19 protein-coding genes are annotated in these 16,357 nt (G+C 37.6%); 16 read left to right on the forward strand and 3 right to left on the reverse strand.

From position 1 onward, the window contains the following. Positions 1 to 3: 3 nt before the first annotated feature. The 10 genes from DEU39_RS04525 (at position 4) to DEU39_RS04565 (ending at position 8,207) form a co-directional block, all read left to right on the forward strand. Entirely contained in the window at positions 4 to 591 is a 588-nt protein-coding gene (locus DEU39_RS04525) for a ferritin-like domain-containing protein (RefSeq protein ID WP_120231083.1), read from the forward strand. 62 nt (positions 592 to 653) lie between these two features. Beyond that, positions 654 to 956 carry a hypothetical protein gene (locus DEU39_RS04530; RefSeq protein ID WP_131797461.1) on the forward strand — a complete coding sequence of 101 codons (303 nt, stop codon included), beginning with the start codon at positions 654 to 656 and terminating at the stop codon, positions 954 to 956. A gap of 15 nt (positions 957 to 971) precedes the next feature. Next, positions 972 to 1,349 (forward strand): hypothetical protein, encoded by a 378-nt coding sequence (locus DEU39_RS04535; protein WP_062669667.1) that lies wholly within the window; start codon positions 972 to 974, stop codon positions 1,347 to 1,349. Between the two features lie 58 nt (positions 1,350 to 1,407). After that, on the forward strand, positions 1,408 to 3,546 hold the full coding sequence (locus DEU39_RS04540) for a catalase (RefSeq protein ID WP_120231084.1): 2,139 nt from the start codon (positions 1,408 to 1,410) through the stop codon (positions 3,544 to 3,546). 129 nt (positions 3,547 to 3,675) lie between these two features. Further along, positions 3,676 to 4,176 (forward strand): CinA family protein, encoded by a 501-nt coding sequence (locus DEU39_RS04545; protein ID WP_047430617.1) that lies wholly within the window; start codon positions 3,676 to 3,678, stop codon positions 4,174 to 4,176. Between the two features lie 5 nt (positions 4,177 to 4,181). Next, the gene (locus DEU39_RS04550) at positions 4,182 to 4,973 is read left to right on the forward strand and encodes an SDR family NAD(P)-dependent oxidoreductase (protein WP_062669663.1); all 792 of its coding nucleotides are present in this window, start codon (positions 4,182 to 4,184) and stop codon (positions 4,971 to 4,973) included. A 23-nt stretch (positions 4,974 to 4,996) separates the two neighbouring features. After that, the gene (locus tag DEU39_RS04555; RefSeq protein ID WP_120231085.1) at positions 4,997 to 5,743 is read left to right on the forward strand and encodes an SDR family oxidoreductase; all 747 of its coding nucleotides are present in this window, start codon (positions 4,997 to 4,999) and stop codon (positions 5,741 to 5,743) included. A 37-nt stretch (positions 5,744 to 5,780) separates the two neighbouring features. Beyond that, on the forward strand, positions 5,781 to 5,945 hold the full coding sequence (locus DEU39_RS24285) for a hypothetical protein (protein WP_183037374.1): 165 nt from the start codon (positions 5,781 to 5,783) through the stop codon (positions 5,943 to 5,945). A 20-nt stretch (positions 5,946 to 5,965) separates the two neighbouring features. Then, entirely contained in the window at positions 5,966 to 7,498 is a 1,533-nt protein-coding gene (locus DEU39_RS04560) for an FAD-dependent oxidoreductase (RefSeq protein WP_228436631.1), read from the forward strand. Positions 7,499 to 7,550: 52 nt separating this feature from the next. Beyond that, positions 7,551 to 8,207, forward strand: a complete 657-nt coding sequence (locus DEU39_RS04565; RefSeq protein ID WP_120231087.1) for a DUF6766 family protein — start codon at positions 7,551 to 7,553, stop codon at positions 8,205 to 8,207. Here DEU39_RS04565 and DEU39_RS04570 read toward each other — a convergent pair. Continuing rightward, a complete protein-coding gene (locus DEU39_RS04570) occupies positions 8,189 to 8,992 on the reverse strand; it encodes an AraC family transcriptional regulator (protein ID WP_062669654.1) in 804 nt (267 codons plus the stop codon). The genes DEU39_RS04565 and DEU39_RS04570 overlap by 19 nt on opposite strands. Positions 8,993 to 9,107: 115 nt before the next feature. On the opposite strand from DEU39_RS04570, the gene DEU39_RS04575 reads away from it, so the two are divergent. Next, positions 9,108 to 10,244, forward strand: coding sequence for an Atu1372/SO_1960 family protein (locus tag DEU39_RS04575; protein WP_120231088.1), 1,137 nt, complete (start codon positions 9,108 to 9,110; stop codon positions 10,242 to 10,244). A gap of 127 nt (positions 10,245 to 10,371) precedes the next feature. Here DEU39_RS04575 and DEU39_RS04580 read toward each other — a convergent pair whose 3' ends face one another. Continuing rightward, positions 10,372 to 11,823, reverse strand: coding sequence for a PLP-dependent aminotransferase family protein (locus DEU39_RS04580; RefSeq protein WP_120231089.1), 1,452 nt, complete (start codon positions 11,821 to 11,823; stop codon positions 10,372 to 10,374). 101 nt (positions 11,824 to 11,924) lie between these two features. On the opposite strand from DEU39_RS04580, the gene DEU39_RS04585 reads away from it, so the two are divergent. Genes DEU39_RS04585 through DEU39_RS04595 form a run of 3 tightly spaced genes read left to right on the forward strand, consistent with a single transcriptional unit; the run spans position 11,925 to position 13,539 of the window. After that, positions 11,925 to 12,380 (forward strand): cupin domain-containing protein, encoded by a 456-nt coding sequence (locus DEU39_RS04585; RefSeq protein ID WP_062669648.1) that lies wholly within the window; start codon positions 11,925 to 11,927, stop codon positions 12,378 to 12,380. Between the two features lie 31 nt (positions 12,381 to 12,411). Beyond that, positions 12,412 to 13,296 (forward strand): dihydrodipicolinate synthase family protein, encoded by an 885-nt coding sequence (locus DEU39_RS04590; protein ID WP_120231090.1) that lies wholly within the window; start codon positions 12,412 to 12,414, stop codon positions 13,294 to 13,296. A gap of 9 nt (positions 13,297 to 13,305) precedes the next feature. Then, positions 13,306 to 13,539 (forward strand): thioredoxin family protein, encoded by a 234-nt coding sequence (locus tag DEU39_RS04595; RefSeq protein ID WP_120231091.1) that lies wholly within the window; start codon positions 13,306 to 13,308, stop codon positions 13,537 to 13,539. A gap of 138 nt (positions 13,540 to 13,677) precedes the next feature. Here DEU39_RS04595 and DEU39_RS04600 read toward each other — a convergent pair whose 3' ends face one another. Then, positions 13,678 to 14,184, reverse strand: coding sequence for a pyridoxamine 5'-phosphate oxidase family protein (locus DEU39_RS04600; RefSeq protein WP_062669636.1), 507 nt, complete (start codon positions 14,182 to 14,184; stop codon positions 13,678 to 13,680). Between the two features lie 312 nt (positions 14,185 to 14,496). Between DEU39_RS04600 and DEU39_RS04605 the strand changes: the two genes are divergently transcribed. Both DEU39_RS04605 and DEU39_RS04610 read left to right on the forward strand, forming a co-directional pair. After that, positions 14,497 to 15,294: a helix-turn-helix domain-containing protein gene (locus DEU39_RS04605; protein WP_120231092.1), complete on the forward strand. Its 798-nt coding sequence runs from the start codon at positions 14,497 to 14,499 to the stop codon at positions 15,292 to 15,294. 63 nt (positions 15,295 to 15,357) lie between these two features. Further along, complete coding sequence (locus DEU39_RS04610) at positions 15,358 to 16,311, forward strand: nitrilase family protein (protein WP_120231093.1); 954 nt, start codon at positions 15,358 to 15,360, stop codon at positions 16,309 to 16,311. Positions 16,312 to 16,357: the final 46 nt, after the last annotated feature.

Consider the following 16,357-nt stretch of genomic DNA (forward strand, 5'->3'; position numbering starts at 1 on the left):
ACCATGCCCAATAAAATATTAGAAACTGAAAGTGCAGTTCCTGCTACCAAGAAAGGTACGGCAGACAAAGAAACAGTCAACAAGGATGAAATGAAAAGTTCTCCGCTGCATAAGTTTTTTGTAAGTGCTCTTAAAGATATTTATTTTGCTGAAAATGCCATTCTTGAAGCGCTGGAAAAGATGCAGGAAGCCGCAACAACGGAAGAACTGAAGGATGCGTTTGAAGATCATCATCTTCAGACCCAAAAACACGTTAAGCGACTGGAAAAAGTATTCCAGCTTATTGAAGAAAAGCCCGAAAAAAAAGAATGTAAAGCTATTAAAGGAATCATCGAAGAAGGCGAAGAAGTCATCAAATCCACAGAAGATGGTTCTGCAACAAGAGATGTGGCATTAATTATTGCAGCACAGAAAGTAGAACATTACGAAATTGCCACTTACGGCGGGCTGGCCCAGCTAGCCATAACCATGGGACATGATAAGGCTGCAGACCTTCTTGAAAGAACCCTTCAGGAAGAAGAAGATACGGATTCGTATCTTACAGATATTGCGGAGACATCCATCAATTTCGATGCAGAACAAGAAGACTAAACTATGTAATAAGCCATATAGCTTGTTCTATATGGCTTATTTTAATCATGAAATCAAAATATATGGACTGTCAGAAAATCATAAAAACACTGAAACACAAAGATTTTGTAAAAGTCTCCCATACAGGGACGTGTTTCGAAGATGGAGCTGCAATTTATGCTAAAGAGATCAGAGAAAATATCTTCCTGCTATTTATCATTCTGAAAGATATTGATATTGAAAATATCCAGGCGTTAATTGCTCATTTCGACTGTTTAGGCAGTATAGGCTTAAAAGAACCGGAGCAGATCATGTTTTATTTATCCATAAAAGATAAAAATGACCTTCATTATTTTGAACAGTATTTGAAAGTTTCCAATAACTAATACCATTTTTTGAATATGACATTTGAAAACGACACTTTGCAACAGTCCGAATTGAACAACAAAAATAATGCAATAGAGAATGAGTCTTTATTTCCGTCTGTTATGAATTCTTACGGAGTGACAGCTTTTCTGATCAAGTCTCTGGAAAAGATTAAGAACAATGCTACCTGTGAAGTTCTGAAAGGAGTTATAGATACTTATCTCGAAGAATATATCCTCAATATCCAGGAGTTCCACTCTAATAACACAACGAAAACTACGGATATGGATGCTGAAATAAGATATGAATCTCCCGCATTTACTTTATATGCCAAAACAGCTTATTATAAAGTTCTAAAGGAAGAAGAATATATCAACAGGATTCTTGAAATTCTGGGAAATAAGACAGATTAATTTCTGTGTCCAATGATCTACTGCTTTTGAAAGAAAATACACCAACCACAAAAAGATTATGAATATGAACACCAACGAACACAACAAGAAAGCAGAACAACTGGATGTACACAGTACTTCCAATGATAATGAAAAACTGACTACCAATCAGGGCTTAAAGATCAATAACAATCAGGATTCTTTAAAAGCCGGAGAGCGCGGCCCTTCATTACTGGAAGATTTCATTCTGAGGGAAAAGATTACCCATTTTGATCATGAAAGAATTCCTGAAAGAGTAGTTCATGCCAGAGGTTCCGGCGCGCATGGCATTTTTAAACTTACTAAAAGCCTTGCAGAGTATACCAAAGCAAAATTTTTAACAGAACTGGGAAAAGAAACACCTGTATTTGTACGGTTTTCAACTGTAGCAGGGAGTAAAGGAAGTACAGATCTTGCAAGGGATGTCCGTGGATTTGCGGTGAAATTCTATACTGAAGAAGGAAATTATGACCTGGTGGCCAATAATATGCCGGTATTTTTTATTCAGGATGCGATCAAGTTTCCTGATCTTGTGCATGCCGTAAAACCGGAACCAGACAATGAAATTCCGCAGGCTGCATCTGCTCATGATACATTTTGGGATTTTATTTCACTAATGCCCGAAAGTATGCACATGATTATGTGGCTAATGAGCGATAGAGCGATCCCGAGAAGTCTGAGAATGATGGAGGGCTTTGGCGTACATTCTTTTAAATTCATCAATGAGGCAGGAAAAGTACATTTTGTAAAATTCCATTTTAAGCCCAGATTAGGCGTGCATTCCGTAGCCTGGAGTGAAGCTCAGATGATTTCCGGAGTAGATTCTGACTTCCATAAACGCGATCTATGGGAAGCCATTGAAAATGGTGATTATCCGGAATGGGATTTCGGGGTACAGCTTATTCCTGAAGAAGATGAACATAAATTTGATTTTGATCTTCTTGACCCTACAAAAATAGTTCCCGAAGAAGAAGTTCCTGTAGAAATTGTTGGAACTTTAACGCTTAACAGAAATCCGGATAATTTCTTTGCAGAAACCGAGCAGATTGCTTTTCACCCGGGACATATTATTCCTGGGATTGATTTCACCAATGATCCGCTGCTGCAGGGAAGATTATTTTCATATACCGATACACAGCTTTCAAGACTGGGGTCGCCTAATTTCCATGAAATACCGATCAACAGATCTATCAACACGGTTCATAACAACCAAAGAGATGGTCATATGAGACAGCAGATCGTGAAAGGAAAAAGCAGCTATGAACCGAATTCCATAGGCGGTGGATGTCCTTTTCAGGCCATGATGTCTGAAGGCGGCTTTACCTCCCAGCAGGAAAGAGTTTCAGGAGTGAAGATCAGAGAAAGGAGTAAAAGCTTTGTAGATCATTATTCACAGGCGAAATTATTCTATAACAGCCAGTCTGCACCGGAGAAAACACACCTTCAGAATGCGTTGATCTTTGAATTGTCAAAGGTAACCCGTCCTGAGATCAGAGAAAGACTGGTAGGGCAGCTTGCCTATATTGATACAGATCTTGCATGGAAAGTAGCGGAAAAATTAGGATTGGAAGTCAAAAAACTGGAATGGCCCAATCAAAGTCTGCCTGCGGATAGTAACATTATAGAACTTCAAAGCGAAGAAAGAGAACCACATACACAGTTTTCTGATGCTTTAAGCATGATGAATACCGTTAAAAACACGATTAAAAGCCGAAAAATAGGCTTTATTCTGGCTAACGGTGCGGATGGAGGAGCTGTCAATGATCTTAAAACAAAACTTGAAGCAGAAGGTGCCAGAGTGGAACTGATTGCAACAAGTGTTGCTCCGGTAAAACTCAATGACGGTTCCGAACTGACTCCCAAACATTCTCTTACCAGTACGGCAAGTGTCTGTTTTGATGCTCTTACCATCTGTCCGGGAGAAAATTCCGTAAAAGAACTGATGATTGCTGAAAACAAACATCTGGTTCTGCATTTCATCAATGAAGCTTATAAACACTGTAAAGCAATTTACTTTGGAAAAGATACAGAGGTACTTTACCATAATACCAATGTATCAGCGAAACAACATGAGGATCCTGCAATCATTACATGGGAAGACAGTGATCCATCAGATAAATTCATCCAGGCTGTTGCTCAGCACAGAGTCTGGGATCTTGAAAAGGAGAGAAACGCTTAAATGATAAACACCCTTCACACCACACCAAGCAACTTGAATATTTTTATGTGAAAGCAAAGCTGCTGTCTATTTATTCAGCAGCTTTTTTTTAGCTTTCTTTTTTTTAACCTCATTAAAAATTATATTATTATGGATTTTCAGAAAAATCTTTTAGAATATATAAGTCAGTCACTGATGACCACCGATGAAACCATTTCAATTGCAGAAAGTGTTACGTCAGGATGCTTGCAACTGGCTTTTTCACAGATGCCTAATGCGTCAATGTTCTACAAAGGAGGAATGACAGCCTATTCTTTGTCAGAAAAAGTAAAATTACTAAAGGTTGACAGACAGGAAGCCGAAGAATGTGACTGCGTTTCAGAGAATATTGCAGAGACGATGGCTTTAAATGTAGCAAGACTTTACGAATCCGACTGGTCTATTGCCACTACCGGCTACTGTACGCCAATCCGGAATTCAGGATATAAAATTTTTGCCTATTTCTCATTCTCTTACAAAGGTGAGATTGTCCTGACTAAAAAACTGGAATTACATCCGAAAACACAAGCTCTAAATGCCCAGCTGTATTACACGGAATTTATTCTGGGCTGTTTTAAAAGTGAGCTTAACAGGCTTTTAATCTTAAAATAAAATTTATGCAACGCAAGAATCAATTTGTACTTATTACAGGTGCTACCAGTGGGATTGGTTATGAACTCGCGAAACAGTTTGCCATGAACGGCTACGATCTTGTTATTGTAGCCAGAGACCATGAAGAACTGGTAAGAAAAGCCGAAGAATTTAAAAACCATGGAGTAAACGTGATCAGTATCTCTAAAAATCTGTTTTTAGAAGAAGAAGCGTATTCTCTTTATTCTGAATTGAAAATGAATGCAATAAGTCCTGAAATATTAGTTAATGCCGCAGGACAGGGAGTGTATGGGAAATTTCAGGATACGGATATTCATAGGGAAATAGATATTGTTCATTTAAATATTATTTCAGTTCTCATCCTTACAAAGCTTTTTATTAAGGACAGGCTTCCAAAAGGATCAGGAAAAATTCTGAATCTGGCTTCTGTGGCCAGTAAAGCTCCTGGCCCATGGCATTCGGTATACCATGCTACCAAAGCATTTGTTTTGTCGTGGTCCGAAGCCATTCGTGAAGAGCTGAAAGACTCCGGAATTACAGTAACCGCACTTTTACCCGGCCCTACAGACACTGATTTCTTTAATAAAGCAGATATGAACCGCAGTAAAATACTGGAAGATAAAGATAGTCTGGCCTCTCCGGAAGAAGTGGCAATTGACGGCTATAACGCTCTGATGAATAATGAAGATAAAATAATTTCGGGTTTGAAAAATAAACTGTCCGTAGCGATGGCGAATCTTACAAGTGATAGTATGGCCGCTCATAGAATGGCAGAAATGCAGAAACCAATAGAATAGAGCAGAAATAAAAAGATTATGAAATGGGAAAATTAGATAACAAATCTGTTTTGATTACCGGAGCCGACAGCGGAATAGGTAAGGCAGTGGCTCTTCTTTTTGCTTTGGAAGGAGCAGACATTGCTATTATTTATCATTCAAGTGATAGTGATGCTGAAAAAACAAAAAGAGAAATTGAAAACCTGAATAGAAAATACATCATTTTTCAAGGAGATATCAATGATTATGAATTTTGTGAAAAAACAGTAAAAGAAGTTAATTCATCATTCGGAAAAATTGATATCGTCATTAATAATGCCGGAGTTCAATTTCCTGCTGACAGTATTGAACAGCTTGAAGAGAAAAACATCAGACAGACCTTTGATTCCAATATTGTAGGAATGATTTTATTAACGAAAGTCGTATTTCCTTACCTGAAACAAGGAAGCTGCGTAATCAATACCACTTCCGTTTCCGCTTATCAGGGACATCCTGAGCTCCTTGACTATTCTGCAACAAAAGGCGCTATTGTTTCTTTCACCCGCTCATTGGCACTGCAGGCCAAACCCAAAGGAATCAGGATTAATGCCGTTGCTCCGGGACCTGTGGCTACACCGCTTACTGAAGAGACTTTTGATGAAAAAGAAGAAAATCCCAACAAACCACCGTTGGAAAGAAATGCAACGCCCGAAGAAATAGCCTTCAGCTTTCTTTTTCTGGCAAGTCCGGATGCCTCACAAATGACAGGACAGGTACTTCATCCCAATGGAGGACTGATAGTAAACGGATAAAGTATATTAAAGTATAAAACATCAAAATATTTAAAATATGAAAACTACAGCACTTATTTTAGGCGTTATCAGCCTGTTTGCTTTTACTTCCTGCCGATGTAATATTGATGAAGACGAAAGCAAGAAAAGGGATCAGAAAAGCAGTTCGTCCAATACCGATAAATCCTGTCTGCCCGAAAGTGATACCCTGAGTATCAGATAAATTAACTATAAAAAATTCTGATGATGTACAGAGACGGTGCAAGAAAAAGTATTTGGCAGGAAGAGATCAGAAAATTTTCTACAGAAACGGATCTCAGCTTATTATTTGACGTTGCCATTGTAGGAGGTGGAATTACAGGAGTTTCAACAGCACTGAAACTTCAGGAATCCGGAAAAAAATGTATTATTCTGGAAGCAGCCAATATAGGATTCGGAACTACCGGCGGTACAACGGCCCATTTAAACGATTTTTTTGATACAACCTTTAATCAGGCTATCCGTGATTTTGGACTGGACAATGCACAACTGTATGCACAGTCCGGAACTGATGCCATCAGTATTATTGAAGATAATATTCAGAAATATCAGATCAGCTGTGATTTCACAAGAAAATCAGCTTACCTTTTTGCCCTGGATGAAAAACAGGAAGAGCAGTTAAAAGACATTGTAGAAGGAGCAGCTAAAGTAGGCCACGAAATGAGTTATGTAAATGAAATTCCTTTTCCTATCCCGTTCAGAGAAGCGGTGCTTATTCCTGGTCAGGGGCATTTTCATCCGATAAAATATATTAAAGGACTTTGCGGGGCTTTTATAAAACTGGGCGGTTCTATTCTGGAAAATTGTCTTGTTGAAGAACATGATGAGCAGAAAGACAATGTTATTTTAAAAACCTCCCAGGGAGAAATACAAGCAAAACATGTAGTATATGCGACTCATATTCCGCCGGGAGTGAATCTGCTTCATTTTACTAACGCGCCTTACAGAAGCTATGTGATGGCATTTACTCTGAAAAATGATAAATATCCGCGGGAGTTAGGTTATGATCTCTGTGAACCTTATCATTATTACCGTATTCAGAATATCGATGGTGAAAACTTATTGATTGCAGGCGGTGAAGACCACAAAACAGGACATGCTGATGACACCGGAGCATGCTTCTCAAGGCTTGAAAATTATGTACGGAAATACTTTGATGTGGAAACCGTATTCTACAGCTGGTCCAGCCAATATTACGAACCAGTAGATGGGCTTCCATACATTGGGAAATTACCAGGAACTAAGGAAAGAATTTTTGTGGCAACAGGCTTCAGAGGTAACGGAATGATATTCGGGACACTTTCCTCACAAATAATACATGATTTAATCATTACCGGAAAAAGTAAATATGGAGACTTATTTAATCCTTCAAGAATCAAACCTATTGCCGGATTTTCTGATTTTGTGAAGGAAGCAGCAACTGTGGCATTTGATTTTGTGAAAGATAAAATTTTCAAGGATAAAATTGAATCCTTTTCAGAAGTTGGAGAAGGTGAAGCAAAAGTGATCCAATACAAATCCGAATCTTATGCACTGTACAAAGAAAATGATGGCACGTTGCATCTTCTGAGAAGTACCTGTCCACATGCAGGATGTGAAGTGCGGTGGAATAGTGCTGAACTGAGCTGGGACTGCCCATGTCACGGATCTCGGTTTAATGTTAACGGAAAAATCCTTACCGGGCCTACCACAAAGAACCTGCCAAAGGTATTTCCTTACCAAAAACGTGATTTATAAACGTTAAACCTTAAACTTTGAACCCTGAACTCTAACCTTTAAACTCCGAAATATGTCACGCAACAGCTTCCTGTATCGCAACAGCTTAAGTATTGTTCTCATTATCCTGATGATTATTTTTCTTGCAGGACAGTTATTTATGGGCTGGAAAACAGAAAATAAAGAACTTATTGAAAACGGACAGCCTGCTTTAAAGATTGGTGAATACATCCATAGCGGGCATTTTATACAGGCAACTTTTGAAAATTGGGAAAGCGAATTCCTACAGATGATGCTGTATGTTTTATTAACGATTTCCCTGAGGCAAAAAGGCTCTAGTGAATCAAAATCTATGACAGAGGACGAAGATGTTGATAAAGAACCCGTACCACACCCAAAAGCACCGTGGCCTGTTAAAAAAGGAGGCATATGGCTGAAACTCTACAAACACTCTTTATCACTCGCTTTTGCCATTCTCTTTCTGGCAAGTTTTATTTTACATTTTTATGGAAGTCTTAAGGATTTCAATGATGAACAGATGATAAAAGGAAATGCTGCTATAACGGCCATTCAATATATTTCAGAATCAAGATTCTGGTTTGAATCTTTTCAAAACTGGCAGAGTGAATTCCTGGCAGTAGCTTCTCTTGTTCTTCTCTCTATATGGCTCCGCGAAAAAGGTTCTCCGGAATCAAAACCCGTTGATATGGCTCATGATGAAACCCCTTGATTTTTATTCATCTTTGGCTTTGTCTGCATAATCGCAAAATATGATGCTGTGAATGCTGACAGGCTTTGGTAACCTACTTTATAAGCTACTTCACTCAAAGTATATTGTTGGGTATCAATTAACTCAATGCTTTTTAAAATTCGGGTTAGCTGGAGGTATTTCTGTAACGTAATTCCTGTTTCATTTTTAAAAATTCTCTGGAGACTTCTCACAGACATTTGTGCTTTTTCGGCTAAAGAAACAATATCCAGATTATATTTAAAATTGGAATTAATATCATTGCACACGGGAATCAGTCTGGTGTCAGTTGGTACAGGGATTTCTAGACCGCTGCTTTCCCTGCAGAAATTAGGAAGACTTTTTAAAATAGCTCTAAAGAAGATATCCTGTTCTTCATTTTCATTCAGAGATTGGTTCCATTTTGAGGCATACAAAAGCATTTCTTTCAAAACAGGTGGAACAGCAAATACCTGAACATTCTGATAAAATTCATCTTCAAAAACAGATTTGAAAAGAAATACCATCAGATTAACGGTTTGTGCCTCTGAGGTAATTTTGTGGGCCCTTCCTGAAGGAATCCAGATGACATGATATTGTGGGACAAGATAAATTTTCCTGTCAATATGAAAATACTGATAACCTTCTTCCACAAATGTAAGCTGGGCACGGGTATGCCTGTGTTCATAATCATCATGTTTCCAGTTTTTTTCGCACCACACATAAGCTTCTTTTTCTATAGAATCTACAAACTGGCTTTCCGTTTTTTCAATCAGTCCACATTTCATATGTCGTTTTGTATGTATATTTTGGCAAATTTAATAAAAACGACAGTAGTAATTTTGTATTATCAATGTAATAGCTACATGATTAATCCAAAATATAATTTATATCTTATTCAGAATGAAAAAACTATGTCTTTTTTTTATTTTAATTTTATTATCTAATAACACTTACATCATGGCACAAAATAAAGCTAAAATATTGGTTCTTATCCATTCCGATAATGGTGGAACTTACGAACTGGCTAAAGAAATAGCCAAAGGAATGGAAATTGAAAATAATGCAGTTCCGTATATCAAATTAGTCAAGGCCTCACAAAATCCAACCCTGAAAAATCTTCCTGTAGCAACTGTAGATGAACTAACCTCGTATGATGGAATTGCTTTTGGTTCACCGGTTTATTTCGGGAATATCAGTACGGGGATGAGTGAGTTTTTATCGAAAACCGTTCCGTTGTGGACTAATCACGCTTTGGAAGGAGTTCCTGCCACTGTTTTTATGTCAGCGGGAAGCGGAGCAGGAAAAGAGCTTGCTCTTCAGGCCTTTTGGAACAGTCTTGCTGTGCACGGGATGGTATTGGTATCTAATGGAATTCGTGGAACAGAAGAGCTGAACAAATCTATTCCACAGGGGAATACGGTTTTGGGAGTTACCAGCATGGCTTCATTAAAAGATGTGGAAAGACCAACGAAAGGAGAACGAAATATTGCTGAACTTCAGGGAAGAAATTTCGCAAAAATAGCACTGGCGTTAAAGGATACTCATCCTAAGAAAACAATAGCTGCTGCTGAAAATCACCAGAATTTCAATGAAATATTGAAGCAGAAAAATATTACACTTCCACAGGTTCCAAAACCGGCAGGAAATTATCAGCCGTTTGTACGTTCCGGAAATCTGGTATTTATCAATCAGGTTGCTTTAAAAGACGGGAAAATTTTCAATCCGGGAAAATTAGGTGTTGAAGTAAATGAGCAACAGGTGAAAGATGCTACAAAAGTAACCATGCTGAACGTGATTTCAGTGTTAAATGAAGCGGTTGGAGGAGATTTGAGCAAAGTAAAACAATGTGTTCAGCTTACAGGAATCTTCAATACCAAGGATGATTATACAAAACATGCAGATCTGATGAATATTGCTTCCGATCTTGCGGTTGAAGTCTTCGGGGAAAAAGGAAAACATGCAAGAGCAACTTTAGGGGCTTCTTCTATCCCTGTAGGTTCTTCAGTAGAGATTCAGGCAGTTTTTGAAGTAGAGTAGGTTTTCATAATCATTTAATGTTTTTTGCATAAAAATCTGACAGATCTGACAGATTACACCGAGCATAAAAATCTGTGTAATCTGTAAAATCTGCGAGGGATAAAAACCGGGGTATAATTATTTTCCATTATAATTCAACGTTATCTTTGATCATAAACCTTGAAAAAATCTCAGCAATCAAAGGAATACTTTGTTTCAGCTGTTCTTCGGAAAGCGCTCCATAGCTTAATCTGAATCCATTTACATTATTTTGACTATATTGTTTAGGATGAATAATCTTAATATTTTTTTCCAGTAATAAAGTTGTTACCACATCCCAATCCAATTGTACTTTAGGAACTATCCAAAAAGCCAGACCACCTTCGGGTAGTGTAAAATCAGCAATATCTTTCATGTTTTTCTTCAACAATTCAAAAACAAAATCTCTTTTGTTCTTATAATGAACGGTTGCTTTTCTGATGTGCTTTTTTATAGCACCTTCTTTAATGAGCTGAAGAACTGCCTGTTCCATGATGACATCTCCATGCACATCAATAATCTTTCTCAGATCACCAATTCTTTTCAGCAGTTCCTGATTTTTAGTGGTCAGATAACCAATCCTCAAAGCGGGAGCTACCACCTTACTTAAAGTTCCGATATACACATAATTGTGCAGTTCGGGAAAACTTGAAATCGGGAGAATAGGACGATATCCGAAGTGAAACTCATTATCATAATCATCTTCAATGATGGTCATATTGTACTGATTTGATAACTCAATCAGTTTTAATCTTCTTGCAAGGCTTAGTGTAACGGTAGTAGGATATTGCCTGTGAGGAGTAATGTATAATGCTTTTATATTTCGATGTTGTTTTAAAAGCTTTTCAACAGCCTCGACACTGATTCCTTCATTATCTACAGGTACAGACAAAAGCTGTGCTCCCGCATACTGAAACGCTTGCCATGCAGGCTGATAGCCGGGATCTTCCACAACAACCATATCACCAGGACTTAAAAGACTCTGAGCAGTAAGGAACATACCCATCTGACTGCCTCGGGTGATAGAAATTTCGTTTTCAAGAATATGCATTCCGCGCTGATGATTAAGCATCTGAGAGATCATTTTTCTAAAATCCAAATCTCCATGTTCATCTCCGTAACCCATCATCTGCCATTTGGCTTTAATACTGAAAATTTGCCTATAAGCTCTTGCCAATTCTGTTACAGGTGCAATTTTACTATCGGGATGCCCGTCATCGAAATTAATTAAAATTCCATTAGGCAAGACCTGTAGATTTTTAGAATCCTGCAATGCATTTGCATTTTTTTCATGTAAGACAGGAAGCTTTTCTGACACGAAAATACCTTTTCTTTCCTTTGAAATTACCCATTCTTCATTGATCAACACCTGATAGGCTTCTACAACAGTGTTTCTGTTTATTTTTAACGTTTGGGCAAGGTTTCGGCTTCCGGGAAGGGCATCCCCTGCTTTTAATCTTCCTGTACGAATATCAGTGATAATAGTATCCGCAATCTGTAGATAAACTGCTTTATCAAGCTTTTTATCAATTTCTAATTCCAATTTCCAAGGCCGTAACATCTGGACTATCTATTTATGTAAAAACTGAATCATTTAAACAGTCCAAATATAGGATAATTTTGTCATGCAATAAAGCACAAAACCATAATAATTTTAAAATCATGGATAAGAAACAATTCAGTTCTAAAGATTTCCACGAAACTTTTGCAAGACCTAAGTATGTAAAACCAAGCCATTTGATTCATAAAAATGTAGAAAATGCTGGAGAGCATAATCAGTTTTCAACAGAAAGAAAGCATCCTGTTTTCTTTGTAGATCTTCCGAGTAAGAATGTCAGTATGACGATTGGAGGTTTAACTCCCGGGCAGCAAACCAACAGACACCGCCATACTTATGAAACCGTATTATTTGTAATTGAAGGAAAAGGCTGGACAGAAGTAGAGGATGAGAGAGTATATTGGGAAGCTGGTGATGCTGTATATATTCCTTCCTGGGCCTGGCATAAACACCAGAATCTGAGCGATACCGAACCTGCCAAATATATCGCTTGTGAAAATGCTCCTCAGCTGCAGAACTTAGGAGTCGCTTTGAGAGAGGAAGAAGGAAGAGACCTCTAATATCAATATTTTAAACTTTTAAACAAAAAACATGAAAAATGTACCATTCAAAGGGATTATAGCCTATCCTATAACCCCTTTTGATAAAAACGAAAAAGTAGATATTCCGCTTTTCAAGCATTTGGTAGAAAGACTGATCACTTCCGGAAGCCATGGTATCGCTCCATTGGGAAGTACAGGAGTCATGCCTTATCTGTCTGACGAAGAAAAAGAAGAAGTTACTGAAGCTACTTTACAGCAGGTAAAAGGTAGAATTCCGACATTGGTAGGGGTTTCTAATCTTACAACAGAAAAAACAATTCACCATGCCCAGTTCGCAGAAAAAGCTGGAGCAGATGCGGTAATGATTATCCCGATGAGTTACTGGAAGCTGACGGATGATGAAATTGTAGCGCATTATGATGCCGTTGCCCGTAAGATTTCCATTCCGATTATGGCGTACAATAATCCGGCAACAAGTGGAGTAGACATGTCTCCGGCTTTGCTGAAAAGGCTGCTTGAAATTCCCAATGTAACGATGATCAAAGAAAGTACGGGAGACATCCAGAGAATGCATTATCTAAGGCGGGAACTTGGAGAAGAGGTTGCATTCTATAACGGTTCAAATCCTTTGGCTCTGGCTGCATTTTCTGCGGGAGCGAGAGGCTGGTGCACTGCAGCTCCCAATCTCATTCCTGAATTGAATATCAGTCTTTATAATGCAGTGGAGGAAGGTGATCTTGAGAAAGCAAAAATAATTTTCTATCAGCAGTTTGATCTTTTAAAATTTATTGTGAACAAAGGATTGCCAAGAGCGGTGAAATCTGGTCTCAATATTCTGGGTGAAGATGGCGGAAATTTGAGAAGTCCTTTAAAACCTTTACACGAAAAAGAAACCAAAGAATTAAAAAATATTATTGCAACGCTTATTAACTAGTACAATCCTATGAAAAAATCCATTTTTTATCATGCAGGATGCCCTGTATGTATCAGTGCAGAACATGATATTGTTAGCCTTATAGGTTCGGAAAATGTTGAGATTATCCATTTAGGTGATGACAAAAGCAAAATTGAAGATGCTGAAAAAGCGGGTGTAAAATCTGTACCAGCTTTAGTAACTCCCAACGGGAATGTTCTTCATATTAATTTTGGAGCGTCTATGGAGGATGTGAAAAATTAGAATTTCATTAATCTGGTATAAACGGCTCAATTTCTTGAGCCGTTTTTTATCTCGCAGATTATACAGATTACGCAGATAATTACATAGAAATCTGCTTAATTTGCAACATCTGCGAGAGATTTTTTTATTCCGGACTTTTTAAATCGTTGCATTTCCCTCAACACCGTCAGAATTATTGGTTTTGTTTCCGGTTATGGCAGAAGCTACAAAACTGAAAAGGCTTACCAGTTTCCCCGCTTTGGTATCCCAATAATAGGTTTCTTTAGGTTCTACGCGGATAATGGTAACATTTGGGTCATCTTTTCCGTCAAACCAGGCTTTAGCCAGAGGAGACCATTTATCTTCGATCGTTGCTTTATCTTTATAAACAGAAGCTTTTCCGTAAACGGAAAGATATTGGGAATCGCTGTTGTTCATAAAAAACAGTTGTACTCTACGGTCTTCTTTTATCTCAAAATTTTTGTTACTGGTACCACTGCTTATGAACCATAGATTTCCGCTGTCGTCTGTTTCCTGCAGGGTCATGGGTCTTGAATTGATGGGAGTGGTTTCCAGTTCCGTACAGAACATACATATTCTTGCATTTTCTGACAATTCTTTGATCTTTTTGATCGCTTCCAGGTGGGTAAGGTTTTCTGTTGACATATTCTTATATTTTAGTGATTGGTAAGTAGTATAAGATTCAAATACCTGACCAAAAGAGGATAAAATGTGGTATCTTACATGGATTTCTTTTAGTTTTTTTTTTGAAATCACAAAGAAGCAGAATAATTTTTAATACTATATAAGATGCAAGTATTTCATCAATTTCTATCTTTTGCAGATCATACAGATTTCGCAGATGATTGTATATATCTGCATAATTAAATTCTCCAAGAGAATTAAATATTTGATTTTACATCTCTTAAATTCAGATATTGTCTTTTTCTGCCCATAAGTTTTCTGTAAATTTGATGAATGCAGATTTCGCCTCCCAAACACCTGGCTTCTTATATCAGACATTATATCTTTTTGGAAAATTCCCGGGAGGATATAAAAAGTTTAAGGCTCTTTACAGACGGAAGTTCCGGATTGATACTATCCGGAGACATGAATCTGTATTCCGGTATTTCTGAGGACCGGATGCCACTTTCCTTTTTCTATGGTACATTAAACGGTTACAGGGATTTCTTTTCAAAAGGTAAATTCTCTCTTATGGCCATAGTATTTCAACCATATTTTTTGAATATTCTTTTCAAAACTTCCGCCAAAGAAATTCGCAATCAGATAATTTCCGTGGAAGATGTTTTGAAAAATAAGCTTGAAATGTTTCAGGAGAAATTGTTTAATAAAGAGAATCCTTTAGCCACAATCAATGATCTGAATATCTTTTTTACCCGTTTTCTATCCGAACGAATGAGTACAGATTATCATTTAATAACAGCTACACAGCAATATCTTCTTCACAATAAAGGTTCAGTATCTTCCAAAGATTTGCAGCATTTTACCGGTTATTCAGAGCGTCATTTAGAGCGAAAGTTTGAATATTATATGGGAATGTCTCCCAAAAAATACGGAAATATTATCCGTCTTCATTACTTTTTAAGCCTTATGAATAATGGGATTGATGATAACAATATGACCACACTTTCTTACGAAGCGGGATATTCTGATCAGTCTCATCTGATCAGGGAGTTTAAAAGAAATATCGGGCTTACTCCCAAGCAATATCTGAATACAGAAAATAAAATGGCGGTTAATTTTATTGAGCTTTAAGCCGGTATGACGGTTTTATACAATTTTTAATAAGTAACACAACCTAGTTTTGCTTAAAAAAATATGAATATTAAAATTTCGACGGCACAATTTGAAAACAAAAGTGGTGATAAAACTTATAATCTATCCGTTATAGAAAAATTAGCTGGAGAGGCAGCATCCAAAGGTTCTCATGTAATTGCCTTCCATGAATGTTCGATTACAGGCTATACTTTTGCCCGAAAGCTTTCCAGAGAACAGCTTCTTGATATTGCAGAACTTATTCCGGACGGTGAGAGTATTAAAAGACTACAGGAGATTTCTACTCAATATAATATCACCATATTGGCCGGATTGTTTGAGAAAGATGAACATGATAACCTCTTCAAGGCTTATGTTTGTGTAGATAAAACAGGACTGAAGGCTAAATACCGGAAACTGCATCCTTTCATCAATCCTCATCTTACACCAGGCAATGAATATTGTGTTTTTGATATTATGGGATGGAAATGTGGAATTCTCATCTGTTATGATAACAACATTATTGAAAATGTAAGGGCTACACGACTTTTGGGTGCAAAGATTATTTTTATGCCACATGTTACGATGTGTACGCCTTCTACAAGGCCCGGAGCAGGTTTTGTGGATCCTCAGCTTTGGAAAAACAGGGTAGCAGATCCTACCTCTTTACGTCTGGAATTTAATGGAATGAAGGGCCGGGACTGGCTGATGAAATGGCTTCCGTCCAGAGCTTATGATAACGGAGCTTATATTGTTTTTTCAAACCCGATTGGTATGGATGATGACCAGCTTAAAAACGGATGTTCCATGATTATAGATCCCTTCGGGGATGTGATTGCAGAATGCCGTTCATGGGAAGACGGTTTTGAATCAGCTGTCATTACTCCTGAAAAACTTACTCAGGCGGGAGGATATCGTTACATCAAAGCAAGAAGATCAGAATTATACAGGGATATCATTGGGCAGGAACATTCGTCAGAACAAAAAGTAGTTTGGCTTACTGATAAAACTCTTTAAAAAATTGAATCTCTTCTGTCAATAATGTGCGGAAGAGATTCATTGC

It is taken from the genome of Chryseobacterium sp. AG363 (genome assembly GCF_003610675.1).
In the GTDB taxonomy this organism is placed as follows: Bacteria; Bacteroidota; Bacteroidia; order Flavobacteriales; family Weeksellaceae; genus Chryseobacterium; species Chryseobacterium cucumeris.

Bases quoted from the DNA above. Each gene is read 5' to 3' on its own strand.
- DEU39_RS04605 (WP_120231092.1), top strand. From the start codon at position 14,497: ATGCAGATTTCGCCTCCCAAACACCTGGCTTCTTATATCAGACATTAT.
- DEU39_RS04525 (WP_120231083.1), top strand. From the start codon at position 4: ATGCCCAATAAAATATTAGAAACTGAAAGTGCAGTTCCTGCTACCAAG.
- DEU39_RS04560 (WP_228436631.1), top strand. From the start codon at position 5,966: ATGATGTACAGAGACGGTGCAAGAAAAAGTATTTGGCAGGAAGAGATC.
- DEU39_RS04585 (WP_062669648.1), top strand. From the start codon at position 11,925: ATGGATAAGAAACAATTCAGTTCTAAAGATTTCCACGAAACTTTTGCA.
- DEU39_RS04530 (WP_131797461.1), top strand. From the start codon at position 654: ATGGACTGTCAGAAAATCATAAAAACACTGAAACACAAAGATTTTGTA.
- DEU39_RS04565 (WP_120231087.1), top strand. From the start codon at position 7,551: ATGTCACGCAACAGCTTCCTGTATCGCAACAGCTTAAGTATTGTTCTC.
- DEU39_RS04550 (WP_062669663.1), top strand. From the start codon at position 4,182: ATGCAACGCAAGAATCAATTTGTACTTATTACAGGTGCTACCAGTGGG.
- DEU39_RS04595 (WP_120231091.1), top strand. From the start codon at position 13,306: ATGAAAAAATCCATTTTTTATCATGCAGGATGCCCTGTATGTATCAGT.
- DEU39_RS04540 (WP_120231084.1), top strand. From the start codon at position 1,408: ATGAATATGAACACCAACGAACACAACAAGAAAGCAGAACAACTGGAT.
- DEU39_RS24285 (WP_183037374.1), top strand. From the start codon at position 5,781: ATGAAAACTACAGCACTTATTTTAGGCGTTATCAGCCTGTTTGCTTTT.
- DEU39_RS04590 (WP_120231090.1), top strand. From the start codon at position 12,412: ATGAAAAATGTACCATTCAAAGGGATTATAGCCTATCCTATAACCCCT.
- DEU39_RS04575 (WP_120231088.1), top strand. From the start codon at position 9,108: ATGAAAAAACTATGTCTTTTTTTTATTTTAATTTTATTATCTAATAAC.
- DEU39_RS04555 (WP_120231085.1), top strand. From the start codon at position 4,997: ATGGGAAAATTAGATAACAAATCTGTTTTGATTACCGGAGCCGACAGC.
- DEU39_RS04570 (WP_062669654.1), bottom strand. From the start codon at position 8,992: ATGAAATGTGGACTGATTGAAAAAACGGAAAGCCAGTTTGTAGATTCT.
- DEU39_RS04545 (WP_047430617.1), top strand. From the start codon at position 3,676: ATGGATTTTCAGAAAAATCTTTTAGAATATATAAGTCAGTCACTGATG.
- DEU39_RS04610 (WP_120231093.1), top strand. From the start codon at position 15,358: ATGAATATTAAAATTTCGACGGCACAATTTGAAAACAAAAGTGGTGAT.
- DEU39_RS04580 (WP_120231089.1), bottom strand. From the start codon at position 11,823: ATGTTACGGCCTTGGAAATTGGAATTAGAAATTGATAAAAAGCTTGAT.
- DEU39_RS04600 (WP_062669636.1), bottom strand. From the start codon at position 14,184: ATGTCAACAGAAAACCTTACCCACCTGGAAGCGATCAAAAAGATCAAA.
- DEU39_RS04535 (WP_062669667.1), top strand. From the start codon at position 972: ATGACATTTGAAAACGACACTTTGCAACAGTCCGAATTGAACAACAAA.